This window comes from Inquilinus ginsengisoli, assembly GCF_050434925.1.
GTDB classification, from domain to species: Bacteria; Pseudomonadota; Alphaproteobacteria; order DSM-16000; family Inquilinaceae; genus Inquilinus; species Inquilinus ginsengisoli_B.
The window spans coordinates 5,921,727-5,947,229 of sequence record NZ_JBNDJK010000001.1 but is presented as its reverse complement, the minus strand read 5'-3'; the positions used below and the strand labels follow the sequence as shown (position 1 = coordinate 5,947,229).

General features: G+C 68.9%; 22 protein-coding genes. 13 read left to right on the top strand and 9 right to left on the bottom strand.

What is annotated here, in order from left to right:
* Window positions 1–120: 120 nt before the first annotated feature.
* Window positions 121–2,073 carry a lytic transglycosylase domain-containing protein gene (locus QFZ27_RS28435; RefSeq protein WP_429229812.1) on the bottom strand — a complete coding sequence of 651 codons (1,953 nt, stop codon included), beginning with the start codon at window positions 2,071–2,073 and terminating at the stop codon, window positions 121–123.
* 48 nt (window positions 2,074–2,121) lie between these two features.
* Between QFZ27_RS28435 and dapA the strand changes: the two genes are divergently transcribed.
* Together dapA and smpB are read left to right on the top strand one after the other, a co-directional pair.
* A complete protein-coding gene (gene dapA / locus QFZ27_RS28430; RefSeq protein WP_429229811.1) occupies window positions 2,122–2,997 on the top strand; it encodes a 4-hydroxy-tetrahydrodipicolinate synthase in 876 nt (291 codons plus the stop codon).
* Between the two features lie 19 nt (window positions 2,998–3,016).
* On the top strand, window positions 3,017–3,487 hold the full coding sequence (gene smpB / locus QFZ27_RS28425; RefSeq protein WP_429229810.1) for an SsrA-binding protein SmpB: 471 nt from the start codon (window positions 3,017–3,019) through the stop codon (window positions 3,485–3,487).
* Window positions 3,488–3,532: 45 nt separating this feature from the next.
* Here the strand turns inward: smpB and QFZ27_RS28420 are convergent, their stop codons facing one another.
* Window positions 3,533–4,159, bottom strand: a complete 627-nt coding sequence (locus QFZ27_RS28420; protein WP_429229809.1) for a LabA-like NYN domain-containing protein — start codon at window positions 4,157–4,159, stop codon at window positions 3,533–3,535.
* A gap of 212 nt (window positions 4,160–4,371) precedes the next feature.
* On the opposite strand from QFZ27_RS28420, the gene rpoZ reads away from it, so the two are divergent.
* The 9 genes from rpoZ (at window position 4,372) to QFZ27_RS28375 (ending at window position 14,717) form a co-directional block, all read left to right on the top strand.
* Entirely contained in the window at window positions 4,372–4,818 is a 447-nt protein-coding gene (rpoZ, locus tag QFZ27_RS28415) for a DNA-directed RNA polymerase subunit omega (RefSeq protein WP_429229808.1), read from the top strand.
* A 192-nt stretch (window positions 4,819–5,010) separates the two neighbouring features.
* Window positions 5,011–7,176, top strand: a complete 2,166-nt coding sequence (locus tag QFZ27_RS28410; RefSeq protein WP_429232508.1) for a RelA/SpoT family protein — start codon at window positions 5,011–5,013, stop codon at window positions 7,174–7,176.
* A gap of 87 nt (window positions 7,177–7,263) precedes the next feature.
* Window positions 7,264–8,031, top strand: a complete 768-nt coding sequence (gene lepB / locus QFZ27_RS28405) for a signal peptidase I (RefSeq protein WP_429229807.1) — start codon at window positions 7,264–7,266, stop codon at window positions 8,029–8,031.
* Window positions 7,983–8,723 carry a ribonuclease III gene (rnc, locus tag QFZ27_RS28400; protein ID WP_429229806.1) on the top strand — a complete coding sequence of 247 codons (741 nt, stop codon included), beginning with the start codon at window positions 7,983–7,985 and terminating at the stop codon, window positions 8,721–8,723. Before lepB ends, rnc begins: the two co-directional genes overlap by 49 nt.
* Window positions 8,720–9,625, top strand: a complete 906-nt coding sequence (gene era, locus QFZ27_RS28395; protein ID WP_429229805.1) for a GTPase Era — start codon at window positions 8,720–8,722, stop codon at window positions 9,623–9,625. The genes rnc and era overlap by 4 nt, the downstream gene beginning before the upstream one ends.
* Before the next feature lie 197 nt (window positions 9,626–9,822).
* Complete coding sequence (gene recO, locus QFZ27_RS28390; protein ID WP_429229804.1) at window positions 9,823–10,557, top strand: DNA repair protein RecO; 735 nt, start codon at window positions 9,823–9,825, stop codon at window positions 10,555–10,557.
* 10 nt (window positions 10,558–10,567) lie between these two features.
* Window positions 10,568–12,784: a DNA topoisomerase IV subunit A gene (gene parC / locus QFZ27_RS28385; RefSeq protein WP_429229803.1), complete on the top strand. Its 2,217-nt coding sequence runs from the start codon at window positions 10,568–10,570 to the stop codon at window positions 12,782–12,784.
* Between the two features lie 121 nt (window positions 12,785–12,905).
* A complete protein-coding gene (locus tag QFZ27_RS28380) occupies window positions 12,906–13,487 on the top strand; it encodes a biotin transporter BioY (protein WP_429229802.1) in 582 nt (193 codons plus the stop codon).
* Window positions 13,488–13,625: 138 nt separating this feature from the next.
* The gene (locus QFZ27_RS28375) at window positions 13,626–14,717 is read left to right on the top strand and encodes a TRAP transporter substrate-binding protein (RefSeq protein WP_429229801.1); all 1,092 of its coding nucleotides are present in this window, start codon (window positions 13,626–13,628) and stop codon (window positions 14,715–14,717) included.
* A gap of 59 nt (window positions 14,718–14,776) precedes the next feature.
* On the opposite strand, the gene QFZ27_RS28370 is transcribed toward QFZ27_RS28375, so the two are convergent.
* From QFZ27_RS28370 to QFZ27_RS28345, 6 genes are all read right to left on the bottom strand, one after another.
* Window positions 14,777–16,351 (bottom strand): TRAP transporter large permease, encoded by a 1,575-nt coding sequence (locus QFZ27_RS28370; protein ID WP_429229800.1) that lies wholly within the window; start codon window positions 16,349–16,351, stop codon window positions 14,777–14,779.
* A 46-nt stretch (window positions 16,352–16,397) separates the two neighbouring features.
* Window positions 16,398–16,946 carry a TRAP transporter small permease subunit gene (locus QFZ27_RS28365; protein WP_429229799.1) on the bottom strand — a complete coding sequence of 183 codons (549 nt, stop codon included), beginning with the start codon at window positions 16,944–16,946 and terminating at the stop codon, window positions 16,398–16,400.
* Between the two features lie 158 nt (window positions 16,947–17,104).
* The gene (locus QFZ27_RS28360; protein WP_429229798.1) at window positions 17,105–17,839 is read right to left on the bottom strand and encodes an arginyltransferase; all 735 of its coding nucleotides are present in this window, start codon (window positions 17,837–17,839) and stop codon (window positions 17,105–17,107) included.
* A gap of 123 nt (window positions 17,840–17,962) precedes the next feature.
* Window positions 17,963–18,451, bottom strand: a complete 489-nt coding sequence (locus tag QFZ27_RS28355; RefSeq protein WP_429229797.1) for an AAA family ATPase — start codon at window positions 18,449–18,451, stop codon at window positions 17,963–17,965.
* Window positions 18,452–18,481: 30 nt separating this feature from the next.
* Window positions 18,482–19,714: a threonine ammonia-lyase gene (locus tag QFZ27_RS28350; RefSeq protein ID WP_429229796.1), complete on the bottom strand. Its 1,233-nt coding sequence runs from the start codon at window positions 19,712–19,714 to the stop codon at window positions 18,482–18,484.
* Window positions 19,715–19,725: 11 nt separating this feature from the next.
* Window positions 19,726–22,095, bottom strand: a complete 2,370-nt coding sequence (locus QFZ27_RS28345; protein WP_429229795.1) for a penicillin acylase family protein — start codon at window positions 22,093–22,095, stop codon at window positions 19,726–19,728.
* A gap of 213 nt (window positions 22,096–22,308) precedes the next feature.
* Between QFZ27_RS28345 and QFZ27_RS28340 the strand changes: the two genes are divergently transcribed.
* Together QFZ27_RS28340 and QFZ27_RS28335 are read left to right on the top strand one after the other, a co-directional pair.
* Window positions 22,309–23,460 (top strand): type III PLP-dependent enzyme, encoded by a 1,152-nt coding sequence (locus tag QFZ27_RS28340; RefSeq protein ID WP_429229794.1) that lies wholly within the window; start codon window positions 22,309–22,311, stop codon window positions 23,458–23,460.
* A 1-nt stretch (window position 23,461) separates the two neighbouring features.
* Window positions 23,462–24,310, top strand: a complete 849-nt coding sequence (locus QFZ27_RS28335; RefSeq protein WP_429229793.1) for an alpha/beta fold hydrolase — start codon at window positions 23,462–23,464, stop codon at window positions 24,308–24,310.
* A gap of 101 nt (window positions 24,311–24,411) precedes the next feature.
* Here the strand turns inward: QFZ27_RS28335 and hemB are convergent, their stop codons facing one another.
* On the bottom strand, window positions 24,412–25,410 hold the full coding sequence (gene hemB, locus QFZ27_RS28330) for a porphobilinogen synthase (protein ID WP_429229792.1): 999 nt from the start codon (window positions 25,408–25,410) through the stop codon (window positions 24,412–24,414).
* Between the last annotated feature and the right edge of the window lie 93 nt (window positions 25,411–25,503).

The following is a 25,503-nucleotide window of genomic DNA, read 5'->3' as shown; positions in this document are numbered from 1 at the left end:
TAGAAGCTCTATCTGTCATTGCCGGCTCGATCCGGCAATCCAAAAGATGTCGACGTTCTCTGGATGCCCGGGTCAAGCCCGGGCATGACAATGGGGTAGGCAGCCCGAAAATCGCATCCATCACCGCAGAAGGTCCGCCTCCAGCGCTCCGGCTTTCGGCGCCTCGCCCAGGCGCAGGCGGTAGACTTGCGTGTTCTCAAGTACGCGCTGGACGTAGCTGCGCGTCTCCGGCAGCGGGATGGACTCGATCCAGTCCACCACCTGCTCCGGTGTTTTCGACGGCGTCGGCGCCCAGGTGTCGACCCGGCCGAAGCCGGCATTGTAGGCGGCGATCGCCCGCGGCCAGTTGCCGTCATAGCGTCGGATCAGGTCGGCGAGGTAGCGGCTGCCGAGGCGGAGATTGTGCACCGGATCGCCGCTGAGCATGCCGGTGGTATGATCGACGCCGAGCGCCCGGGAGACATCGCGGGCGGTGCCAGGGAGAAGCTGCATCAGACCGATCGCCCCGGCGCTGGACACGGCGGTGCTGTTGAACTCGCTCTCCTGCCGCGCCAGGCCCAGCACCAGGGCCGGCGGCAGGCCGCTCAGGTCGTCCGGCAGCGGTACCAGCGGATAGGCGGCGTCGATCACGGTCAGGCCTTCGCGCGCCGCGGCCTTGCCGGCGCGGACGGCGACGAAGGGGTAGTTCATCGAGGTCGCCAGCGTCGCCAGCAGCCGGTTCTTCTCCGCCGTGTCGGCGTCGACCATCAGCTTGCGCAGGAACAGGTCGGCGCGGTCGCGCTGGCCGACCGCGTCGAGCAGCCGGGCGGCGCGGGCCAGGTCGCCGCCATAGGAGTCCACCGCCTGGATGCTCGGCGTCGCTGACACCGGCAGGGCGGCGATGCTGGGCTGGTCGAGCTTGTCGGCGGCGAGCTGGCCATAGAAGGTCAGCGGCTGCTTCGCCGCCGTCCGGTACCAGTCCGCAGCCTTCTGCTTGTGGCCGGCGGCCTCATGGGCCCGGCCCGCCCAATAGGCGCCGCGGGCCAGGCTGATCGGCATCGAGACGTCGGCGTAGAGTTTCTCGAAATGCCCGACCGCGTCGTCCGGCCGGTCGAGGAAGCGCAGCGCCAGCCAGCCGGCGAGGAAGTCCTTCTCGGCGCGGTCCACCGCGTCGCTCTGCTCGCGCGCGGTGACCAGCTGATAGGCCCGGCGGTAGGACTGCTCGTCGAACAGCCGGCGGGCGATGATGTGCCGCTCCAGCCACCACGCCCTGGCATGGGTCGAGGTCTTCGGCTGCTGGCCCAGCATCTCGATGGCGCCGGCCTCGTCGTCGTTGCGGCGGCGCCACCGGGCGCGCTCGTACAGGATGCCCTCATCCTGCAGCAGCTTCACCGGCAGGGCCCGCACCGCGGCCGAGGCGTCGGGCGTGCGCGCCATCAGCTTCAGCCGGGCGTCGGCGACGAGGCGCCGGTCGCCGCCGACCCGGGACAGCATGCGGCGCGCCTCGTCGGTGCGTTCGGCCCAGAGCAGGGTGTCGAGCCGCGCCCAGTGGTCGTCGGCGCTCAGCAGGCTGCCGAAGCGCCCCAGGAACTGGGTCTCCTGCGCGCCGGTCAGGGCGATGACGCGCCAGGTGTCGCGGGCCCAGATCCGGGCGCGGATCGGGTCGACCGCCTGCAGCGCCGTGCCGAAATGCGAAGCGCCCTCGGCGGTCAGCGGGGCGAAGGCGTCGAACCAGGCGACCACCGCGTCGGCCGGCAGCCCGTCCGGCATCGTCCGCTCGGCCCGGCGGCGCAGGGCCTGGACGTTCGGCCACTCCGGGTTGCGGACGACGAAGGCGGCCAGCTCCTCGAAGCCAGCGGTGCTGTCCGGGCGCGACAGGTCGGCCCAGATCGCCAGCCGGCCGACCAGGGTGCTGGCCATCTGGGTCTCGACCGTCCGCACCACGTCCCAGGCGTTGCGGTCGACGGCGAAGAACAGGGCCTGCGCCGCCTTGATCTCGGCCGGCGTGGCCGGTTGGGCCAGGGCCGGAGCGGTGGTGATCAGCAGCGCCGCCGCGGCCGCCGCCAAAGCCGTGCGCTTGCCGGCCCGCACCACAGCGGCTATGACACTGCGTTTACCATTCCAACGCCCACGGAAGCTTCCATGTTCAAGGGATCGATCGTCGCCCTGATTACGCCGTTCACCGAGAGCGGGGTGGACGACAAAGCCTTCCAGGGCTTCGTCGACTGGCAGATCCGCGAGGGCACCCAGGGCGTCGTACCCTGCGGCACCACCGGCGAGTCCCCGACGCTGAGCCACCCCGAGCATGAGCGGGTGGTCGAGCTCTGCGTCGAGGTGGCGAAGGGCCGGGTCCCGGTGATCGCCGGCACCGGCTCGAACTCGACCGAGGAGGCGATCTCCCTGACCCGGCACGCGCAGCAGGCCGGCGCGGATGCCGCGCTGGTCGTCACGCCCTACTACAACAAGCCGACGCAGGAAGGTCTCTACCAGCATTACAGGGCCATCCATGACGCGGTCGATCTGCCGATCGTGATCTACAATATCCCGGGCCGCAGCGTGGTCGACATGTCGATCGACACCATGGCCCGCCTGGCCGAGCTGCCGCGCATCGTCGGGGTCAAGGACGCGACCGCCGACCTGGTGCGGCCGCTGGCGACGCGGCTTCGGATCGGTCCCGAGTTCTGCCAGCTTTCGGGCGAGGACGCCACTGCCACGGCATTTCTGGCGCAGGGCGGCCATGGCTGCATCTCGGTCACGGCCAACGTGGCGCCGCGGCTCTGTGCCGAGATGCACGCCGCCTGGGCCGCGGGCGACCTGAAGCGGATGGAGGCGATCCGCGACCTGCTGATGCCGCTGCACCGGGCGCTGTTCCTGGAGACCAGCCCGGGGCCGGTGAAGTATGGCGCCAAGCTGCTCGGCCTGTCCGACGACCGCGTCCGGCTGCCGCTGGTGCCGCCGGGCGAGGCGACCCGGGCGGCGATGCGCGAGGCGATGGTCTTCGCCGGCCTGATCAACTGACCGGAGTGGATTCAGAATCATGGCACAGCCGAAGACCCCGGGCCGCCTTGTCGCGCAGAACCGGCGGGCACGGCACGACTATTTCATCGACGAGAATGTCGAGGCCGGCATCGTCCTGGTCGGGACCGAGGTGAAGTCGCTGCGCGAAGGTCGCGGCAACCTGCAGGACGCCTATGCCGGCGAGATGCAGGGCGAGCTGTACCTGTTCAACGCCCATATCCCGGAATACGGGCCGGCACAGCGCTTCAACCACGAGCTGAAGCGGCCGCGCAAGCTGCTGGTGCGCCGGCGGGAACGGGACAAGTTGTTGGGGAAGGTGAAGCGGGAGGGCATGACCCTGATTCCGCTGTCGATCTATTTCAATGCCCGCGGCTTCGCCAAGGTCGATCTCGGCCTGGCCCGTGGCAAGAAGGCGCATGACAAGCGCGAGGCCATCAAGGCCCGCGACTGGCAGCGCGAAAAGTCCCGCGTCCTGCGCGACCGCGGCTGATCGCGGCAGGCCGGTTCCCTCACGGGGAAACCGGCCTGGGCCACATCAGGCGGACCGGGCGTAGCTGCCGGCCTGCTGCACCGTCTCCTCGACATTGCCGTCATCGCCCTCAACCGCCGGAGCGGTGTGGGTGCGGTTCGGGGCGTTCATGCGCTGGATGTGCGGCGACAGCTCCATCAGCTCGACGAAGTTGTCGGCCTGGCGGCGCAGCTCGTCCGACACCATCGGCGGGCTCGACTTGATGGTCGAGACCACGGTGACGCGGACGCCCTTGCGCTGGATCGCCTCGACCAGCCGCTTGAAGTCGCCGTCACCCGAGAACAGCAGGATGTGGTCGGCCCGATCGGCCATCTCCAGCGCGTCGATCGCCAGGTCGATGTCGACATTGCCCTTGACCCGGCGGCGGCCCTGGCTGTCGGTGTACTCGCGCAACGGCTTGGTCACCATGCTGTAGCCGTTGTAGTCGAGCCAATCGATCAGCGGACGGATGGGAGAATATTCCTGATCTTCAATCAGCGTCGTATAATAGAAGGCGCGGATCAGGCGACCTTTCTTGGCGAACAGGTCGAGCAACCGGCGATAATCGATATCGAAGCCAAGGGAACGGGCCGCGCCATAGAGGTTGGCGCCATCAATGAATATTGCGAGCCGTTCTTCCTTATAGAATATCATGTGCGTTCCTTCGCGGCAGGGGACAGGTTGACAGATTGGGTTCGCTACCCACTTTGCAAGGAGCGGTCAACGGTTCGCGACGAGGCTTGCGCATACGCCGCATCTGCGCTACGTGGTCCGCCCTTCGGTATAACAAAGATGCAGCCATTGCGTTGCATCCATCTTGTCACGATTCTATCGTCGTGGCTGTTTTCGTGCAGGAGCGATAGCCCATGGCTCGCGTCACCGTCGAGGATTGCGTCCTCAAGATCCCGAACCGGTTCGATCTGGTGCTGGTGGCGGCCCAGCGCGCCCGCGACATTTCGTCCGGCGCCTCGCTGACCATCGACCGCGACGATGACAAGAATCCGGTGGTGGCGCTGCGCGAGATCGCCGATGAGACGGTCTCGCTGCCGGCCCTTGAGGAAGCGCTGGTCAAGGGCCACCAGAAGCTGGCCGAGATCGACGAGGCCGATGAGGAGATCATCGAGCTGATGGCCGGCGAAGAGGAGTGGCTCAAGGCCGGCGTGCCGCCGCAGGCCCCGGCCGCCGCCGTCGGCTCGGACGAGGAGTCCACCTTCGGCATCACCGTCGCCGACGACGAGGCGGAGGACGAAGCCGAGGAGGACGAGGACGGTCGCGGCGACCTGGAAATCGGCTCCACCGAAGACGACATCTGATCCAAGCGGAACTGCCCGGCATGGTGTCAGGCCGCCTGTCGGGAGATCGATGATGCCGGTCGAAGGCATGGCTGTCGCGCGCCTGCCGAATTTGATCCACAACGCGGCGGATTCTGGTTCAACATATTGTCCGGACGGGCGCTGGGCCGTCCGTCCGGGAGAATGGTGTATGGATCGGTGGCGGGGCGCGGCATGATCCGCCAATACGAGCTGGTCGAACGGGTCAAGGCCTATGATCCGTCGGCGGACGAGGACCTGATCAACCGCGCCTACGTCTATTCGATGAAGGCCCACGGCTCGCAGAAACGCGCCTCCGGCGACCCTTATTTCGTCCATCCGATCGAGGTTGCCGGCATCCTCGCCGGCATGAAGCTCGACACCGGCTCGATCGTCACCGGCCTGCTGCACGATACGGTCGAGGACACCGGCGCGACGCTGAGCGAGCTTGAGGGCCTGTTCGGGCGCGAGACGGCGCAGCTGGTCGACGGCGTCACCAAGCTGTCGAAGCTGGAGCTGCAGAGCGACCAGTCCAAGCAGGCGGAGAATTTCCGCAAGCTGGTGCTGGCGATGTCCAAGGACATCCGGGTGCTGCTGGTCAAGCTGGCGGACCGGCTGCACAACATGCGCACCCTCGGCGCCTTCAACAACGAGGAGAAGCGCCGCCGGATCGCCCGCGAGACGCTGGAGATCTACGCCCCGCTGGCCGAGCGCATCGGCATGCACGGCATGCAGGAGGAGCTGGAGGACCTGGCCTTCGCCCAGCTCCACCCCGATGCGCGCGAGAGCATCGTCCGCCGCCTGGCCCAGCTGCGCGAGGAAAGCCAGGACGTCGTCGCCAAGATCATCGCTGAGCTGCAGCGGGTGCTGGAGGAGGGCGGGCTGAAGGCCGCTGTCCTCGGCCGCGAGAAGCGCCCGTACTCGATCTGGCGCAAGATGCAGCGCAAGAACATGGCGTTCGAGCAGCTGACCGACATCATGGCGTTCCGGATCGTGGTCGAGACCGAGGGCGACTGCTACCACGCGCTCGGCCTGATCCACAGCCGCTACGCCTCGCTGCCCGGCCGCTTCAAGGACTACATCTCGACGCCGAAGCCGAACGGCTACCGGTCGCTGCACACCGCCGTGATCGGGCCGATGCGGCAGCGCATCGAGGTCCAGATCCGCACCGGCGACATGCAGGAGATCGCGGAGCTCGGCGTCGCCGCGCACTGGGCCTACAAGCAGGACGAGCGGAGCCAGGACGGCACCCAGTACCGCTGGCTGCGCGACCTGCTCGACATCGTCGATCAGGCGCAGAAGCCCGAGGAGTTCCTGGAGCACACCAAGCTGGCCCTGTTCCAGGACCAGGTGTTCTGTTTCACCCCGAAGGGCGCGGTGATCGCCCTGCCGCAGGGCGCGACGCCGGTCGATTTCGCCTATGCGGTGCACAGCCAGATCGGCGACACCTGCGTCGGCGCCCGGGTCAACGGCCGGATGGTGACGCTGCGCCACCTGCTACAGAACGGCGACCAGGTCGAGATCATCACCTCGAAGACCTCGACGCCGTCGCCGGAATGGGAGCGCTTCGTCGCCACCGGCAAGGCGCGGGCCTGCATCCGGCGCTTCATCCGCGCCCAGCAGCATGACGAGCACGCCAAGCTCGGTCGCTCGATGCTGCAGGGCGTGTTCCGGCAGGAGGGCTACGAGTTCTCCGACAAGGCGCTGGAAGGCGTTCTCAAGATCTTCAAGGCCGGCGAGCCTTCCGACATCATGGCCAATGTCGGCGCCGGGGTACTTGGCGCGCGCGACGTGTTCCACGCCGTGTTCCCGGGCCACCGCGCCCAGGTGCAGCAGGAGAAGGAGCGGTCCGGCAAGGTCGTGCCGCTGACCCGGGCGCGCAAGGCCGCTACCAGCGGCGGCCCGGGCGCGATCCCGATCCGCGGCCTGATCCCGAACCTCGCCGTGCACTATGCCCGCTGCTGCCACCCGATCCCGGGCGACCGCATCGTCGGCATCGTCACCACCGGCAAGGGCGTGACCATCCACACCATCGACTGCGACACTCTGGAAAGCTTCTACAATGCGCCGGAGCGGTGGCTGGATGTCAGCTGGGACGCCGGGGCCGACGCCGTCGACGACCATGTCGGCCGGATCCAGGTGACGATCAGCAACGAGCCGGGCAGCCTGGGCACGCTGACTACGGTGATCGGCAAGAACGGCGGCAACATCACCAATCTCAAGATCACCAGCCGCTCGGTCGACTTCTTCGAGATCCTGATCGACATCGACGTCAAGGACGTCAAGCACCTGACCAACATCATCGCGGCCCTCCGCGCCATGCCTGTGATCAGCGCGGTGGATCGTGCCCGCAGCCGCTGACCGCCGGTCAGGCATGATCGGCCTGCGACCAATGTCGCCCTCACCGGCGATTGATTTCCCTTCGCCGCCGGACCATACAAGGGCGCCATGAGCCAGCACCAGAAGTCGATCGACATGTCGAAGAAGAAGGGCGGATGGGTCGAGACCATCCTGACCGTGGTCTATGCGATCGCGATCGCCTTCGGCATCCGCACGGTCGCCTTCGAGCCGTTCAACATCCCGTCCGGCTCGATGATCCCGACGCTGCTGGTGGGCGACTACCTGTTCGTGTCGAAGTTCTCCTACGGCTACAGCGCCCAGACCATCGCCTTCGGCCTGCCGCTGTTCGACGGCCGGATCCTGGGCAGCCCGCCGGCGCGGGGCGATGTCGCCGTGTTCCGCCTGCCGAAGGATACCTCGATCGATTACGTCAAGCGCGTGATCGGCCTGCCCGGCGACCGCGTCAAGGTCACGGGCGGCCGCCTCTACATCAACGGCCAGATGGCCGAGCGCCGCGAGATCGAGCCTTTCGTGATGACCCAGTACGGGCAGCGCATCCTGTACCACCAGTACATCGAGACGCTGCCGGGCACGGCTGGCGGCGCGCCGGTCGATCACCGGATCCTGGAGATCGACGACAACCAGCGCTATGACGACACCCCGGAATACGAAGTGCCGCCGGGCCACTATTTCATGATGGGCGACAACCGCGACAACAGCTTGGACAGCCGGGCCGATGTCGGCTATGTGCCGGTCGAGAACTTCGTCGGGCGCGCCGAGTTCCTGTGGTTCAGCCTCGACGACGCCAGCTTCTGGCAGGTCTGGAAATGGCCGTTCGCGCTCCGCTTCAGCCGCATGTTCACGGGGATCCACTGATCCCCGGGACCGAAGAGGGCCTCGACGCGTTCGCCCGGCGGCTCGGCCACGCCTTCCGCGAGCCGATGCTGCTGGTCGAGGCGCTGACGCATCCCAGCGTCAGCGGCCAGAAACGGCGCCTGGCCCGGCACGGCTATGAGCGGCTGGAGTTCCTCGGCGACCGGGTGCTCGGTCTGGTCATCGCCGAGCTGTTGCTGGAGCGTTTCCCGAAGGAAGCCGAGGGTGCCATCGCCAAGCGCCATGTCGCCCTGGTGCGGCGCGAGGCGCTGGTCGAAGTAGCCCAGGCGATCGGCCTCGGCCGCCATCTCGTGCTGTCGCCGGGCGAGGAGGTGGTCGGCCGCGAGAACCCGACCATCCTGGCCGATGCCTGCGAGGCCGTGATCGGCGCGCTCTATCGCGACGGTGGCTTGGCGGCCGCTTCCAGCTTCATCCGCCAGTCCTGGGCCGGCTTCATCGATCAGAACGCGGCGCCGCCGCAGGACCCGAAATCGGCGCTGCAGCAATGGGCGCTGGCCCGCGGCCTGAAGCTGCCGCGCTATGTCGAAGTGTCGCGCGGCGGCAGCGACCACCTGCCGGTGTTCGAGATCCGGGTCGAGATCGAAGGCCAGCCAGCCGCCAGCGCCAGCGGCCCGTCGAAACGCGTGGCCGAGCGCGACGCCGCCGCCGCCCTCCTGCAAAGGCTCTCCGCATGACCGAAGCTGCGACGCGTTGCGGGTTCGTCGCCCTGATCGGCGCCCCCAACGCCGGCAAGTCGACCCTGCTCAACACCCTGGTCGGCACCAAGGTCGCGATCGTCTCGCCGAAGGTGCAGACCACACGCAGCCGGGTGCTCGGCATCGCGACAGAGGGCGCGACCCAGATCGTGTTCGTCGACACCCCCGGCATCTTCAAGCCGCGCCGGCGGCTCGACCGCGCCATGGTCGCCGCCGCTTGGGCCGGGGCGGCCGAGGGCGACCTGGTGCTGCTGCTGGTCGACTCGTCGCTGAAGGGCGTGCGCGAGGAGAGCCGGGCGATCGTCGAGAAGCTGGCGCAGACCCAGCGCAAGGCGATCCTGATCCTGAACAAGATCGACGCCGTCCGGCACGAGGTGCTGCTGACGCTGGCCGCCGACCTCAACGCCTCGAGCGTCTTCACCGACACCTTCATGATCTCGGCCCTGACCGGCAGCGGCGTCAACGACCTGCGCCGCCACTTGGCCGGGCACCTTCCCGAGGGGCCCTGGCTGTTCCCGGAGGACCAGGTCTCGGACATGCCGATGCGCCTGCTGGCGGCCGAGATCACGCGCGAAAAGCTGTTCCTGCGGCTGCAGCAGGAGCTGCCCTATGCGGTCGCGGTCGAGACCGAGGACTGGGAGGAGCAGAAGGACGGCAGCGTCCGCATCTCCCAGATCATCTACGTCCAGCGCAATGGCCAGAAGGCGATCGTGCTCGGCCATGGCGGTCAGATGATCAAGGCCATCGGCACCGCCGCCCGGCTTGAGCTGGAGGAGATCACCGAGCAGCGGGTGCATCTCTCGCTGTTCGTCAAGGTGCGCGAGAACTGGCTCGACGACCCGGCCCGCTACTCGGTCTGGGGGCTCGATTACGATGCATGACCCCGGGTCGCGTCGGTAGGGCCCATGCCATCACCGTCATGGCGAGCCCCGCAGGGGCGTGGCCATCCAGAAATCGAGCCGCTGGATCGCCACGTCGCTTCGCTCCTCGCGATGACGATCTCAAGACCAGCATCGGGTTCCGTTGCACGTTCCCGTTTCGTGCTATACGGTCGGAATGAGCTTGGACGGGGCATGAAGTGGACTGGCGCGACGACGGCATCGTCCTGACCGTCCGCCCGCATGGCGAGGCGGCGCTGATCACCGGCGTGCTGACCCGCGAGCATGGCCGGCATCTCGGAGTCGTCCACGGCCAGCGCCGGCGGGCCCAGCTGCCGCCGGGCACGCTGGTCTCGGCGCAGTGGCGCGGCCGGCTGGCCGACCATCTCGGCACCTGGACGCTCGAGGTCGACCGCACCCCGGCCGCCGCTATCATGGACGAGCCGCTGCGGCTGCTGGCCCTGGTCTCGGCCTGCGCCGTGCTCGACGCCGCCTTGGCCGAACGGCAGCCGCTGCCGGCGGTGTATGACGGCACGCTGGCGTTCCTCGACACGCTGACCACGCCGCACTGGGATGCCGCCTATGTGCAGTGGGAGGTCGGGATGCTCGGCGTGCTCGGCTTCGGCCTCGACATCTCGCGCTGCGCCGTCACCGGCAGCAACGACCATCTCGCCTTCATCAGCCCGCGGACGGGCAGGGCGGTGTCGCTCTCGGCCGCCGGGCCGTATCGCGACCGGCTGCTGCCGCTGCCCGGATTCCTGACCGGGCGCGAGCCGGCGACCCTTGCCGCGGTGGCCGATGGGCTGGATCTCACCGGCCATTTCGTCGACCGCCACCTGTTCGCCCAGGCCGGGAAGGCGCCGCCCGAGGCGCGGACCCGATTTGTCGAGGCGTACCGCCGAAGCGCGCTTCGGTCGGCCGCGCCATTGCGCTAGAATCACGGACATGACCACCAAGCCTTCCGAGTCGATCCTGCCGGTGCCGCTGCACGACGCGCTGAGCTCCCGTTATCTCAACTATGCGCTGTCGACCATCACCTCGCGCTCGCTGCCCGATGTCCGCGACGGGCTGAAGCCGGTGCACCGCCGGCTGCTGTACGCGATGCGGCAACTGCGCCTGGCCTCGACCACGCCGCCGAAGAAATCGGCCCGCGTGGTCGGCGACGTCATCGGTCAGTACCACCCGCATGGCGACGCCTCGATCTACGACGCGCTGGTGCGCATGGCGCAGGACTTCGCCCAGCGCTACCGGCTGGTCGACGGCCAGGGCAATTTCGGCAACATCGACGGCGATAACGCCGCGGCGATGCGATACACCGAGGCCCGGCTGACCGCCGTCGCCGAGGCGCTGCTGGAGGGCATCGACGACGACGCGGTCGATTTCCGCGAGACCTATGACGGCGAGGGCCGCGAGCCGGTGGTGCTGCCAGCCGCCTTCCCGAATCTGCTGGCCAATGGCAGCCAGGGCATCGCGGTCGGCATGGCGACCTCGATCCCGCCGCACAATGTCGGCGAGATCTGCGACGCGCTGCAGATCCTGATCAAGCGGCCCGCGGCCACGGTCGACGACCTGCTGACCGTGGTCCAGGGCCCGGACTTTCCGACCGGCGGCGAGCTGGTCGAATCCGCCGCGGCGATCCGCGAGGCCTACGCCACCGGCCGCGGCGCCTTCCGCGTCCGGGCGCGCTGGGAGATCGAGAAGCTGCCGCTCGGCCTGTACCAGATCGTGGTCACCGAGATCCCGTACCAGGTGCAGAAGTCGCGGCTGATCGAGAAGCTGGCCGAGATCGTCACCGCCAAGAAGCTGTCGACGCTGGAGGATGTGCGCGACGAATCGGCCGAGGATGTCCGCATCATCCTGGTGCCGAAAAGCCGCAACGTCGAAGCCGACATGCTGATGGAGCAGTTGTTCCGCCTGACCGAGCTGGAGACCCGCTTCAGCCTGAACATGAACGTGCTGGACGCCACCAACGTCCCCCGGGTCATGGGGCTGAAGGACGTCTGCCAGGGCTTCCTCGACCATCGTTACGTGGTGCTGGAGCGGCGGTCGCGTCATCGGCTGGCCAAGATCGAGCGGCGGCTGGAGATCCTGAGTGGCTACCTGATCGTCTTCCTCGACCTCGACGAGGTGATCCGCATCATCCGCGAGGAGGACGAGCCGAAGCAGGGGCTGATGGCGCGCTTCAGCCTGACCGAGCTGCAGGCCGACGCCATCCTCGACATGCGGCTGCGGTCCCTGCGCAAGCTCGAGGAGATGGAGATCCGGCGCGAGTTCGACGGCTTGACGGGCGAGCGCGACGACCTGCTGGCGCTGCTCGCCGACGAAGCCAAGCGGTGGAAGGCGATCGCGGCCGAGATCAAGCTCATCAAGAAGCGCTTCGGCCAGGACACCGAGCTCGGCCGTCGTCGCACCAAGATCGGCGAGCCGCCCTTGGCCGTGGTGGTCTCGATCGAGCCGCAGATCGAGCGCGAGCCGATCACCGTGTTCCTGTCGGAGAAAGGCTGGATCCGGGCGTTGCGCGGCCACGGCCTCGAACCCGCCGAGATCAAGTACAAGGACGGCGATGCCGCAGGCTTCGTGCTGCAGGCCGAGACCACCGACAAGATCCTGCTGTTTGGCAGCGACGGCCGCTTCTACACCCTCGGAGCCGACAAGCTGCCGCGCGGCCGCGGCTTCGGCGAGCCGGTGCGGATGATGGTCGACCTCGCCAACGATGCCGACATCGTCGCGCTGCTGGCCCATGTCCCCGGCCGCAAGCTGGTGCTGGCCTCGACCGACGGCCGCGGCTTCGTGGTGCCGGAGAGCGACGTCATCGCCCAGACCCGGGCCGGCAAGCAGGTGCTGAACCTGAATGACGGTGCCAAGGCGGCGGTCTGCCGCCCGATCACCGGCGACACGGTGGCGGTGGTCGGCACCAACCGGCGCCTCTTGTGCTTCCCGCTGTCCGAGCTGCCGGAGATGTCGCGCGGCAAGGGCGTGACGCTGCAGAAGTACCACGGCGCCGCGCTGTCGGATCTGACCACCTTCAAGCGCGAGGAAGGACTGATCTGGCAAATGGGTGGCGGCCGCACCCGCACCGAGCCGGAGATCCCGATCACCGCCCGCGGCCGCACCGGCAACCTGCCGCCGCGCGGCTTCCCGCAGAACAACAGGTTCTCGTGACCTTGCTCCCCTCCATCCAGAGAGCGTCGACATCTTCTGGATTGCCGGGTCAAGCCCGGCAATGACATTAAGGGGGCAGGAAACGGCCGGAGACCGGCACGTGAGCCAATGGAGTCCTGACATGACCACCCGCACCCTTCCCCCGATGCTCTCGCTGTGGCGCGCCGACGGCCAGTCGGGCCTGCTGCGCTCTGCCGTGCTGGTGGTGCTGGGCACGGCGCTGATGGCGCTGTCGGCCAAGATCCAGGTGCCGTTCTTCCCGGTGCCGATGACGATGCAGACCGCGGTGGTGCTGCTGATCGGCGGCGCCTATGGCTGGCGCCTGGGCGGGCTGACCATGCTGGCTTATCTGGCCGAGGGCTTCGCCGGCCTGCCGGTCTTCGCCGGCCTCGCCGCCGGCCCGGCCTACTTCGCCGGCCCGACCGCGGGCTACCTGGCTGGGTTCGTGGCCTCGGCCGCGCTGATGGGGCTGGCGGTGGAGCGCGGCTGGACCAGCAGCCTGATCGGCATGGCCGCGGCCGTCACCGTCGCCTCGCTGATCCCCTTCGTCACCGGCCTGGCTTGGCTGGCGGTGCTGGTCGGTCCGGCGGCGGCGATCTCCGCCGGCCTGGTGCCGTTCATCCCGGCGGCGATCCTCAAGGGCGCCCTGGCCGGCCTGCTGCTGGCCAAGATCGACGGCCTGGCCCAGAGCCGCGACGCCTGACAGGAAAAGGACGCAACGGCGGAGAAGCGGCGTTGCGTCCCATGTCCGAGTTTCATTAGATGGCAGCAGCGCCGCGGCGGACGATCGCGGCGGGTTGCGGAAACCACGCTCGATGCGAACAGGGGGGAGAGCCCGAATATGAAGCGGCGGAATTTCATCGCGACCGCGGGGGTCGGCCTGGCGGCCGCGCCGCTGGCGGCGCCGGCGATCGCGCAGGACAAGCCCGAGGTCAAATGGCGCCTGGCGTCGAGCTTCCCGAAGTCGCTCGACACCATCTATGGCGGCGCCGACGTGCTGTCGAAGACGCTGTCCGACCTGACCGACGGCAAGTTCCAGATCCAGGTCTTCCCCTCCGGCGAACTGGTGCCCGGCCTGCAGGCGCTGGACGCCACCCAGAACGGCACGGTCGAGGCGGCGCACACCGTCGCCTATTACTATGTCGGCAAGGACCCGACCTTCGCCATCGGCTCGTCGATCCCGTTCGGCCTGAACGCCCGGCAGCAGAATGCCTGGCTGTATCACGGCGGCGGCAACGACCTGCTGAACACCTTCTTCGCCAATTACGGCGTGGTCGGCTTCCCCGGCGGCAACACCGGCACCCAGATGGGCGGCTGGTTCCGCAGCGAGGTCAAGTCGCTGGCCGACCTCAAGGGCCTGAAGATGCGTATCGCCGGCCTCGCCGGCCGGGTGGTCGAGCGCATCGGCGTGGTGCCGCAGCAGATCGCCGGCGGCGACATCTACCCGGCACTGGAGCGGGGCACGATCGACGCCACCGAATGGGTCGGCCCCTATGACGACGAGAAGCTCGGCTTCTACCAGGTTGCCAAGTTCTACTACTACCCGGCCTTCTGGGAAGGCGGCCCGACCGTGCATTTCCTGTTCAACAAGGAGAAGTACGAGGCCCTGCCCGACAGCTACAAGAAGGCGCTGGCCGTAGCGACCGAGATCGCCAACTTCAACATGCTGGCGCTGTACGACGTGAAGAACATCGCGGCGATCCGCAGCTTGGTCGGCAAAGGCGTGCAGCTGCGCCCGCTGCCGCGCGACGTGCTCGACGCCGCCTATGTCGAGTCCTTCAAGCTCTATGACGAGCTGTCGGCTTCGAACGCCAACTGGAAGGCGATCTACGAGCCGTGGAAGAAGTTCCGTGGCGAGGCCTATCAGTGGTTCCGCGTCGCCGAGTACACCTATGACAGCTACGTCTACGCCCAGCAGGCGGCCGGAAAGTAGGCCAGTCCTCCGCTGAGCGATCAGGGCCGGTCCTTCGCGGGACCGGCCCTTTTTTCTGACTACTTGAAGTCGGGCGGCGGCAGGGGATCGCCCGGCTGCGCGGGGGCCGGGGCGGGCTGACCGCCCGGGGCCGGCGGGGCGCCGAAATCCGGCGGCGGCGGGGTACCGAAATCGGGCGCGGCCGGGGTCCCGAACGGGTTGGCACCATCGGCGCCCGGCATCGGCACGTCGACGCTGATCGAGGCGGGATCGGCCTCGACATGGCCCGACTTGTAGTGGGTCACCAATCCCGGGAAGCCGATCACGATTGCGACCATCAGGATCTGGATCGCCACGAAGGGGATCGCCCCGAGATAGATCTGCCCGGTCGTCACCGGCGCGGTGGTGCGGCCGGTGACCTTGTCGCGATAGGGCCGTGTCGGCGCCACCGAGCGCAGGTAGAACAGCGAGAAGCCGAAAGGCGGGTGCATGAAAGACGTCTGCATGTTGACCGCCAGCAGCACGCCGAACCAGATCAGGTCGATGCCCAGGCTTGCCGCCGCGGCCCCCAGCAGCGGCACGATGATGAAGGCCAGCTCGAAATAGTCGAGGAAGAAGGCCAGCACGAAGACCAGGAGATTGGCGACGATCAGGAAACCCAGCACGCCGCCCGGCACCGAGGTCATCAGGTGCTCGACCCAGACATGGCCGTTGAGGCCATAGAAGCTCAGCGAGAAGACGCGGGCGCCCAGCAGGATGAAAAGCACGAAGGCGGACAGCTTGGTGGTGGTGTCCAGCGCCTGGCGCATCATGGTCCGGTTCAGGCGTCGGTTGAGCGCCGCCAGGATCAGCGAGCCGACGGCCCCCATGGCGCCGCCTTCCGTCGGCGTGGCGATGCCGAGGAAGATCGTCCCCAGCACCAGGAAGATCAGCACCAGGGGTGGCACCAGCGAGGTCACCACCCTGAAGGCCAGCGCCAGACCGCGCAGCGTCCGCGCCTCGGACGGCAGGGCCGGCGCGCTGTTCGGCCGGAGGATCGACATGATCAGGATGTAGCCGGTGTAGAGGCCGGTCAGGATGAGGCCCGGCAGCAGCGCCCCCTGATACATGTCGCCGACTGACTGGCCGAGCTGGTCGGCCATGATGATCAGCACCAGGCTGGGCGGGATGATCTGCGCCAGCGTGCCGGAGGCGGCGATGACGCCGGAGGCGAGCGACCGGTCATAGCCGTAGCGCAGCATGATCGGCAGCGAGATCAGCCCCATCGAGATCACCGAGGCGGCGACAACGCCGGTGGTGGCGGCCAGCAGCGCGCCGACGAAGATCACCGCATAGGCCAAGCCGCCGCGGACCGGGCCGAACAGCTGGCCGATCGTGTCCAGCAGGTCCTCGGCCATGCCGCTGCGTTCGAGGATCAGCCCCATGAAGGTGAAGAACGGGACGGCCAGCAGCGTCTCGTTCGACATCTGCTGGTAGAACCGGTCGGGGATCGCCCCGATCAGGTTGAACTGCAGCACGCCGAGCTCGACGCCGATCAGGTAGAAGACGAAGCCGACGGCGGCCAGGGAAAAGGCGACCGAGTAGCCGAGCAGCAGCACGACCACCAGGCAGACGAACATGATCGGCGCCATGTTCTCGATCAGGAACTGCGTCATGCGGACGGGCTTTCAGGCACTGGTGGGCAGGGGCTGGTGGGCCGGATCAGAGCGGGTCGGCTTCGTGGCCGTGCGTCTGGACGATGTCGGGCGTGCGGCCCGACAGGATGGCGATCCGCTTGACCAGCTCCGACAGCCCCTGCAGCGCCAGCAGGGCGAAGCCGGCCGGAATCAGGGCCCAGACCGGCCAGCGGATCAGGCCGCCGGCGTCGCCCGACGTCTCGCCGCTGATGAATTTGTCCACCACCACAGGCCAGGACAGCAGGATGGCGATGACGCAGAAGGGCAGGAGGAAGAACAGAGTGCCGAAGATCTCGATCCAGATCTGGGTGCGGCGCGAGCAGCGGCCGTAAAGGATGTCGACCTTGACGTGCTCGCCCTTCAGCAGCGTGTAGCCCGCTGCCAGCAGGAACACCGCCGAGAACAGGTACCATTGCAGCTCCAGCCAGGCGTTGGAGCTGATCGAGAAGGCCTTTCGCAGGATGGCGTTGCCGGCGCTGACCAGGATGGCGGCGAGCACGAGCCAGGACACGGTCCGTCCGACCCAGCCGTTCACCGCGTCGACGACGCGGCTGGCACCCAGCAAAGCCCCCATCTGACCTCCCCCGTTCCTGGACGCTTCAGCGCCGTCGATTGGACCGATGCAATTCGCCGCTGCGAAATATCAGCTTTCGCAGGCGAGACCAACCGGCGATTGCGCCGGTCCCTCGGCCTCCATATGCGACTTTGCTGCGTCGCGGGAAGGACGGTGGCTCACCCGGCCGGGTCGAGCGTCGTCCAGCCGTTGTCGGTGAGGGCTTCCAGCGGCTGGAAGCGGGCCTTGTAGGCCATCTTCTGGCTCTGCCCGATCCAGTAGCCGAGATAGACGTGGTCGAGGCCGGTCCGGCGAGCCTCCTCGACCAGAGCCAGGATCACATAGGTGCCGAGGCTTCGCTCCGGCACGTCGGGGTCGTAGAAGCTGTAGACCGCGGACAGACCGTCCTCAAGTACGTCCACCAGCGCAGCCGCGCGCAAGGCGCCGGTCGGGTCGCGGAACTCGATCAGCGCGGCGCTGCCGCTGCCTTCCTCGATCATGCTGCCGTAATCGGCCCGCGACATCCGCGCCATGTCGCTGTCGCCGTGCCGGTGCCGCTGGTAGCGCAGGAACAGGGCGAACTGCTCGTCGCTGCCGATCGGCAGGGCCGAGCGGCAGGCGAGGTCGAGATTGGCGGTCCAGGTCCGGCGCATGCTGCGGCCAGGCGCGAACCGCGCCACCGGAATCCGCACCGGCACGCAGGCGCGGCAGCCGGGGCAGACCGGGCGGTAGACAATGTCGTGGCTGCGCCGGAACCCGGCCTGCGACAGGGTGGTGTTCAGCGCCCGCGCGTCGCCGCCATTCAACCGGGTGAACAGCTTGCGCTCGACACGGCCGGGTATGTAGGGACAGGGCAGGGGGCCCGACCGGTAGAAATGCTGCAGACGACCGAGCTTGCCGTCGATGACGGACATCAAGCGCTCCTGGGCCGGGAGGCCAACCTCATGCCCATACTGCACCACAGTGCCGGATCGTCGGCAAGCGACTCGGATGCCGGCCCGCCATGGAAAGGCATGTTGACGGAATCCACCGCGGCCTCATGTCAGCCGCAGGATCTCGTCGACCGTGGCGGCGACCGGCCGGCGCGTGTCGATCTCGTGGTCGGCGGATTGCCGCAGCAGCGGCTCGATCATCCCCACCAGCTCGACCACCTTGCGCCGCTCCTCCTCGGTGTGGCCGTAGCCGTCGAGGCCGCGCGCCGCCAGCCGCTCCAGCAGCGTCGGGACGGGGGCGGAGAGCAGGATCACCATGTCGATCAGCGGCAGGAACCGGCCCATGGTTTCGCAGGTGCCGCTGACGAACAGCGTCCGGTCGCGCGGCGCAGTCAACAGAGCACGGACGCGATCGTCGCGCCAGACCCAGTCCTTGCCTTCGCCCGGGGTCAGCGTGTCGGCGGGATCGGCGTCGACCCATTCCGACCATTCCGGCGTGTCGAGGTCGCGCGCTTCATGCCCCCGCGCCGCCAGCTCGTGGATGACCGCGGTCTTCCCGGTCCCGGACATGCCGGTGATCAGCACGCGCTTCATGCGGTTACCCGTCCCGGCTGCGGCCGTCCCTCATGCGCCGACATCGCTCAGCAGCGTCGCCGGATAGCCGCCCTCCATCAGCTTGCCGATGATGACGTCAACATGGGCGCGGTCGCGGGTCTCGACCACCACATCGATGTCAGCCCGCTTCACCGGGATCTGGAAGAACAGGCGCTGGTGATAGGTCTCGATGATGTTGCCGCCGGTGGTGCCGATGATGCCGGCAATCCGGCTCAGCACGCCCGGCGAGTCCTCGATCTCGATGCGCAGCCGGGCGAGCTGGCCGTTGCGCACCAGGCCGCGCATCAGGATCGAGGCCAGGATGCGCGGATCGATGTTGCCGCCGCACACCACCACGCCGACCCTGCGCCCGGCGAAGCGCTCCGGGTTGGCCAGGATGCCGGCGATGCCGGCCGCGCCGGCTCCCTCGGCCACCAGCTTCTGCTGGGTCATCAGTTGGTGCACGCCCTGCTCCAGCACCGTCTCCTCGACCGCGACGATGTCGTCGACCAGCGCGGCGATGATCTGCCGGGTCAGCACCCCCGGGCTCTTCACCGCGATGCCCTCGGCGATGGTGGCGCCGCCATAGATGCCGGTGCGGCCGGCGACGGCGTCGCTCATCGAGGCATAGAGAGCAGCCTCGACGCCGGTGATCCGGATCGACGGGTTGATCGACCGGGCGGCGATGGCGATGCCGGAGATCAGCCCGCCGCCGCCGATCGGCACCACCAGGTCGTCCAGGTCCGGCACATCGGCCAGGATCTCCAGCCCGGCCGTGCCCTGGCCGGCGATGATGTAGGGGTCGTCATAGGGGTGGATCAGGGTCAGGCCCTCGGCATCCACCAGCTTGCGGGCATGGCCCATGCTATCGTCGAGGGTCTGGCCCACCAGCACCACCTTGGCGCCGTAGCCCTCGGTCTTCGCCACCTTGGTGAAGGGGGTGAAGGTCGGCATCACGATGGTCGACGGGATGCCCAGCCGGGTGGCGTGGTAGGCGACACCCTGGGCGTGGTTGCCGGCCGACATGGCAACGACGCCGCGCTTGCGCTCGTCTTCGCCAAGCGAACGCAGCTTGTTGTAGGCGCCACGGTCCTTGAACGACCCGGTGCGCTGCAGCGTCTCCAGCTTCAGGAACAGCTCGCAGCCGAGGATGCCGGACAGAAGCGGCGCCGGGATGACCGGCGTCCGGGCCACCTGGCCCTCAAGGGCCGCGGCGGCGGCGCGGATGTCGTCGATGGTGACCGGCAGCGGGGCGGGGCTCATCTGGCGTCCTGTCATTGGCGCGGCTGCAGGGTCGTCAGCGACTGCCCGGCAGCGGCGAGATCAGCCTCGCCACCATGCAACGTCAAGTATCTTCCGTCTCGCCAATCCGCGACCAGGTCGCCCCAATGCGGCGACAGCGGGTTGCCGGACTGGCCGGTGGCGATCATGAAGCGCGACCGGCCGCGGTCGGCCAGGTCGTAGACGGCGCGGTAGCCGGCGCCATGCGTGTCGGCATAGGGCGTCTCCGGATCGGTGATCGTGGTGGCGCCCCGGTTCAGGGTGTAGGGCCCGCCGTCGGTCGGGATCGCCAGCGAGATCAGGCTGCCGACCAGCGGCACGCGCGACAGCACCTGCGCCTCCAGCGGCGCGATATGCTCGGCGCCCCAGCGCCAAGCGGCGATGTCGGCGCCGTGGCGCTGCGCCAGCGCGTCCAGCGCTTCGCCCAGGGTCTGCCGCAGCAGGGCCTTGCAGTCCGGCGCCGCAGCGTCGCCGCACCAGGACGGGTCGCGGGTCAGGATCGTTGCCAGGACCGTCGGGCGCAGCCCGAAATAATCCTCCGCCAGCGGCCCCAGCGGCGGGTCGAACACGGCATGGGCGAAGCGCCGCAGCCATTCCATGTAGACCAGCGGTTCCGGCCGGTTGCGGTCCATCCGCAGGTCCCAGCCGCGCAGCAGCGCCAGGGCCTTGGCCATGCGGTCGTCCGCAGGCTCGATCGCGGTCATCAGCGGCAGCAGGTCCCGCGCCTCGGTGGTCAGCGTGTCGGCCTGCATCGCCTGGCTGCGTGTGACCGTGTTCGGGCCGTCGGCGTCCAGCATCTCGACGATGCGGCGGGCACGGAAGGGCACGTCGTAGCCGTCGCCGATATAATAGGGAAAGCCAGGCCCGACCGGGGCGTTGTTGGCGTTGGCGATGGCTCCGCTGGGCGGGTTCAGCGCCTGGGGCAAGGCCTCGAACGGGATCATGCCGGTCCAGTCCTGGTCGCCCGAGGCGCCGTCCGCCGGCAGCCTGCCGTTTCCGGAACGGCGGATCGGGATCGCCCCCGGGACCAGGAAGCCGATATCGCCGTCGGCATCGGCATAGACGACGTTCTGGATCGGGGTGCGGAAGTATCGCATCGCCGCCAGGAACTCCTTCCAACTGCCGGCGCGGTTCAGCCGATACAGCGCATCGGCGGCGGTGTCGCCGGGGGCGAGGGCGGTGAAGGCGAGGGCGGCGACCTTGTCCTTGCCGGCCAACTCCGCCATGCCGGGGTCGAGGTCGGACAGCACCGGCCCGTGCCGGGTGCTGCGGATGGTCAGCGTCACCGGGTCGCCGCCGGAGACGGCGATGGTCTCGCTCCGGGTCTCGAAGGCGGCGCTGCCGTCCGGCGTCCGGTAGCGGTTCGGGTCGGCGGGGTCGACCGTCTCCAGGAACAGGTCCTCGACATCCGCCCCGGTGGTGGTGAAGCCCCAGGCGATCCGACGGTTCTGGCCCAGGATGGTCAGCGGCACGCCGGGCACTGTGGCGCCGGCGACCGACAGGGTCGGGGTCTCGATCCGCGCCAGGTACCACAGGATCGGGGCGCTCAAGCCTAGATGCGGGTCGTTGGCCAGGATCGGCGCGCCGGTATCGGTGCGGCTGGGCCCCACCACCCATTCGTTCGAGGCTGTGCGGGGTCCGAGCGGCGGCGGCAGCGCCTGGGCCAGCGCGGTCAGCATCGGCGCGGCCTGGTCGAGGGCGGAGAGGGTGGCGGGCGGCAGCGTCTCGAGATCGGGCAACAGGGTGCGGGCGCGATCCGGCCCCAGCCTGGCGATCACCTGGGCGCGCAGAATCTCGTCGCGGTAGTTGGCCGACAGCTGCAGCGCCATCAGCTTGCTCCAGACCAGCGAATCGGCCGGACGCCACGGCTCCGGCCGGGTCCACAGCAGGGTGAATTCGGGCGGCAGCGCGCCGGGGTGGTCGTCGATCCAGGCATTGACCCCGGCGGCGTAGCGGTCGAGGGCCGCCCGCGTCTCCGGCGACTGGGCGGCGACATCCGCCTCGGCCAGGCGATAGATGCCGAGCGTCCGCATCAGCTTGTCGAACCGCAGCCCGGCCCCGCCGATCAGCTCGGACAGCCGGCCGGCGCCGATCCGGCGCTGCATCTCCATCTGCCACAGCCGGTCGCGGGCATGCAGCCAGCCCAGGGCGAAATAGGCGTCGCCGTCGCTCTGGGCGAACATCGTCGGCACGCCGTGGCCGTCGCGATAGACCCGGACCGGGCCGGACAGGCCGTCGAGCGTGACGGAGCCCGATTCGGCGGGCACCCCGGTGCGCAGCCACCACAGGCCGGCACCGGCCAGTACCACGAGCAGCAACAGGAGGCAGGCCAGTGCGCTCGCGCCGCGGCGAAGCCATCTCATCGGTTGTGTCTCCGTGCCGCCCAGGATCGGTCGCGGCGTGCTGTGTTATAATAATCTGTCTGATTCGAAGCGAGGCGCCATCGAGGCGCAGGGGTCGATCCGCGGCGCCGGGTGCGCTTCGGTCTATTTGCATAGGGGGCTAGCCAAGCTGCCGGTCCTCCCCAGATGATGCAGACGTGCCGCGCGTCCGGCGGCGGTCAGCAGGATGGCTCGATGGAATCCTTCGCCGACGCCCTCGCCATGGTCACCGCCCTCCGCCCCGAGGAGCCGGTCTACTGTCTGCGGCCCCAAGTGCTGCGGGAGTCGGCGGCGGAGTTCCGGCGCCAGTTTCCCGGCACGGTGATGTATGCGGTGAAGTGCAACGACCATCCGGCGGTGCTGGCCGGGCTGCATGCCGGCGGCCTGCGCGATTTCGACGTCGCCTCGCTGAGCGAGATCGAGGCCGCGGCGGCGTTGCCCGGCGCCGTCTCGCACTACATGCACCCGGTGAAGAATCGCCAGGCGGTCGAGCTGGCCTATCGCCGCTACGGCATCCGCACCTTCTGCCTCGACCATGAGGAGGAGTTGGACAAGATCCTGGCCGTGACCGGCGGGGCGCAGGACCTGACGCTGGTGGTGCGGGTCGACATGCCCCGCTTCAATTCGGTCTGCGACCTGAGCGGCAAGTTCGGCGCCGAGATCGAGGCCGCGCCGGCGCTGCTGCGCCGCATCGCCGGCACCGGCAGCCGCGCCGGCCTGACCTTCCATGTCGGCTCGCAATGCCTGGACCCGGGCGCCTATGAGAGCGCGCTGACGATCTGCGCCGGCGTCCTGGCCAGGACCGGCGTGCCGGTCCCGGTGATCGATGTCGGCGGCGGCTTTCCCGCCGCCTATGTCGGCACCGAAGCGCCGCCGCTCTCCGCCTTCGTCGCCGCGATCCGCGCCGGCCTGGCCCGGCTGCCGGTCGACCCCGGCCGTGCCGTGTTCTGCGAGCCCGGCCGGGCCCTGGTGGCCGAGGCCTGCTCGCTGGTGGTGAAGGTCGAGTTCCGGCGCGGCCACCGGCTGTATCTGAACGACGGCGCCTATGGCAGCCTGGCCGACATGAAGCTGTTCCGCACCGTCTATCCGGTGCGGCTGCTGCGGCCCGGCGGCGCCGGCGGAAGGCTGGCCAGCTTCGCCCTGTTCGGCCCGACCTGCGACAGCTACGACAGCCTGCCCGGCACCTCGCCGCTGCCCGAGGATGTGCGCGAGGGCGACTGGATCGAGTTCGGCCAGATCGGCGCCTATTCCAACGTGCTGCAGACCCGGTTCAACGGCTTCGAGGCCCGCCGCTTCGTGCAGGTCGAAGATGGCGCGTTGCGCCCGGCCGCGGCGCGGGCGGCCTGAGATGGAGCCGATTGAACATCAGTTCCTCGGGCTTGGCCTCGGCGGCTTCCATCACCTGGCCTATGTCTCCTGGGGCGAGGATCGCGCGCAGCCGCCGGTGCTGTGCGTGCACGGGCTGACCCGCAACGGCCGGGACTTCGACAGTCTGGCCGCCGACCTGGCCTGGTCCGGCCGCAGGGTCGTCTGCCCGGACGTGGTCGGCCGCGGCCGCAGTGACTGGCTCGCCAACCCGGCCCTCTACGGCTATCCGCAATATCTCGGCGACGCCGCGGCGCTGATCGCCCGGCTCGACGTGACGGAGGTCGACTGGGTCGGCACCTCGATGGGCGGGCTGATCGGCATGATGCTGGCGGCCCAGCCGAACACCCCGATCCGCCGGCTGGTGCTGAACGATGTCGGGCCGTTCATCCCGCAGGCGGCGCTGCTGCGAATCGGGTCCTACGTCGGACAGGACCCGGCCTTCGCCGATTCCGGCGAGCTCGAGGCCTATCTGCGGCGGGTGCATGCGCCCTTCGGGCCGTTGACCGACGGGCAGTGGCGGCATCTGGCGGAGCACAGCGCCCGGCGGCGGCAGGACGGCGCGCTCGGCCTGGCCTACGACCCCGGCATCGCCGCGGCCTTTGCCGGCCCGGTCGCCGATGTCGACCTGTGGATGGTCTGGAACCAGATCCGCTGCCCGGTGCTGGTGGTCCGCGGCGCGGAGTCGGACCTGCTGACCGCGGCGACCGCCGAGCGCATGGCGGCGCGGCCCGACACCACGCTGCTCACCGTCCTCGGCTGCGGTCACGCCCCGGCGCTGATGGCGGCCGACCAGACCGCCGCGATCCGCGACTGGCTGGCGGCGGGCTGAAGCGGCGCTGCGGCTGTTCTGCTTGACTGAATGTTCCGTCTTTGTTCTAGTTCGGCATGACCAATACCGTTGCCACGATCAGCATCCCGCACCCGCAAGGCTCAGCCCAGCAGCTCCGCCGCCTCGACGGCGCCATAGGTCAGCACGCCCGAGGTTCCGGCGCGCTTGAACGCGGTCAGCACCTCGATCAGGGCCTTGTCGTAGTCGAGCCAGCCGTTCTGCGCCGCCGCCTTCATCATCGCGTATTCGCCGCTGACCTGATAGGCGAAGACCGGCACGCCGAAACCGTCATGCACCCGGCGGATGATGTCGAGATAGGGCAGGCCCGGCTTCACCATCACCATGTCGGCGCCCTCGCGCAGGTCGAGCTCGACCTCGCGCAGCGCCTCGTCGGTGTTGGCCGGATTCATCTGGTAGGTCTTCTTGTCGCCGACCAGCACGCCGGTCGACCCGACCGCGTCACGGAACGGGCCGTAGAAGGCCGAGGCGTATTTCGCCGAATAGGCCATGATCTTGACGTCCTGCCGGCCGGCGCCGTCCAGCGCCGAGCGGATCGCGCCGATGCGGCCGTCCATCATGTCCGACGGCGCCACGATGTCGGCCCCGGCCTCGGCCTGGACCAGCGCCTGGCGGACCAGGATCTCGACCGTCTCGTCGTTCAGGATCCGGCCGTCGCGGATCAGCCCGTCATGGCCGTGGCTGGTGAAGGGGTCGAGGGCGACGTCGACGACAATGCCGAGATCCGGCACCGCCGCCTTGATCGCGGCGATGGCACGGCACACCAGGTTGCCGGCCCGGCAGGCCTCGGCGCCGTCCTCGCTGCGCAGGGCCCGGTCGATCATCGGGAACAGCGCCACCGCCGGGATGCCGAGGTCGCGGGCGCGGCGGCAGGCCTCGGCGGCGCCGGCCAGGTCGAAGCGGGTGACGCCGGGAAGCGATTCGACCGGCTGCTTCTGGTCGCCCTCGACCACGAAGATCGGCCAGATCAGGTCGGACGGGCCCAGCCGGGTCTCGGCCACCAGCTCGCGGATCCAGCCGTCGGTGCGCAGGCGTCGCGTGCGGGTGGTCGGGTAGGCACCGGGGAAGGGCAGGCGGGACATCGGGACACTCGACGACTAGATGGCGGCGGCTGGGTCAGCGGGCGCACTCTAGGACGGAGGCCCGGCGGGAAACAACTCCGTGCGGCGCGCCGC

Bases quoted from the DNA above. Each gene is read 5' to 3' on its own strand.
- QFZ27_RS28340 (WP_429229794.1), top strand. From the start codon at position 22,309: ATGGAATCCTTCGCCGACGCCCTCGCCATGGTCACCGCCCTCCGCCCC.
- rnc (WP_429229806.1), top strand. From the start codon at position 7,983: ATGGCCGTTCGCGCTCCGCTTCAGCCGCATGTTCACGGGGATCCACTG.
- dapA (WP_429229811.1), top strand. From the start codon at position 2,122: ATGTTCAAGGGATCGATCGTCGCCCTGATTACGCCGTTCACCGAGAGC.
- QFZ27_RS28335 (WP_429229793.1), top strand. From the start codon at position 23,462: ATGGAGCCGATTGAACATCAGTTCCTCGGGCTTGGCCTCGGCGGCTTC.
- smpB (WP_429229810.1), top strand. From the start codon at position 3,017: ATGGCACAGCCGAAGACCCCGGGCCGCCTTGTCGCGCAGAACCGGCGG.
- parC (WP_429229803.1), top strand. From the start codon at position 10,568: ATGACCACCAAGCCTTCCGAGTCGATCCTGCCGGTGCCGCTGCACGAC.
- lepB (WP_429229807.1), top strand. From the start codon at position 7,264: ATGAGCCAGCACCAGAAGTCGATCGACATGTCGAAGAAGAAGGGCGGA.
- QFZ27_RS28420 (WP_429229809.1), bottom strand. From the start codon at position 4,159: ATGATATTCTATAAGGAAGAACGGCTCGCAATATTCATTGATGGCGCC.
- QFZ27_RS28370 (WP_429229800.1), bottom strand. From the start codon at position 16,351: ATGACGCAGTTCCTGATCGAGAACATGGCGCCGATCATGTTCGTCTGC.
- QFZ27_RS28350 (WP_429229796.1), bottom strand. From the start codon at position 19,714: ATGAGCCCCGCCCCGCTGCCGGTCACCATCGACGACATCCGCGCCGCC.
- QFZ27_RS28360 (WP_429229798.1), bottom strand. From the start codon at position 17,839: ATGTCCGTCATCGACGGCAAGCTCGGTCGTCTGCAGCATTTCTACCGG.
- QFZ27_RS28410 (WP_429232508.1), top strand. From the start codon at position 5,011: ATGATCCGCCAATACGAGCTGGTCGAACGGGTCAAGGCCTATGATCCG.
- QFZ27_RS28345 (WP_429229795.1), bottom strand. From the start codon at position 22,095: ATGAGATGGCTTCGCCGCGGCGCGAGCGCACTGGCCTGCCTCCTGTTG.
- QFZ27_RS28365 (WP_429229799.1), bottom strand. From the start codon at position 16,946: ATGGGGGCTTTGCTGGGTGCCAGCCGCGTCGTCGACGCGGTGAACGGC.
- QFZ27_RS28380 (WP_429229802.1), top strand. From the start codon at position 12,906: ATGACCACCCGCACCCTTCCCCCGATGCTCTCGCTGTGGCGCGCCGAC.
- rpoZ (WP_429229808.1), top strand. From the start codon at position 4,372: ATGGCTCGCGTCACCGTCGAGGATTGCGTCCTCAAGATCCCGAACCGG.
- era (WP_429229805.1), top strand. From the start codon at position 8,720: ATGACCGAAGCTGCGACGCGTTGCGGGTTCGTCGCCCTGATCGGCGCC.
- hemB (WP_429229792.1), bottom strand. From the start codon at position 25,410: ATGTCCCGCCTGCCCTTCCCCGGTGCCTACCCGACCACCCGCACGCGA.
- QFZ27_RS28375 (WP_429229801.1), top strand. From the start codon at position 13,626: ATGAAGCGGCGGAATTTCATCGCGACCGCGGGGGTCGGCCTGGCGGCC.
- QFZ27_RS28355 (WP_429229797.1), bottom strand. From the start codon at position 18,451: ATGAAGCGCGTGCTGATCACCGGCATGTCCGGGACCGGGAAGACCGCG.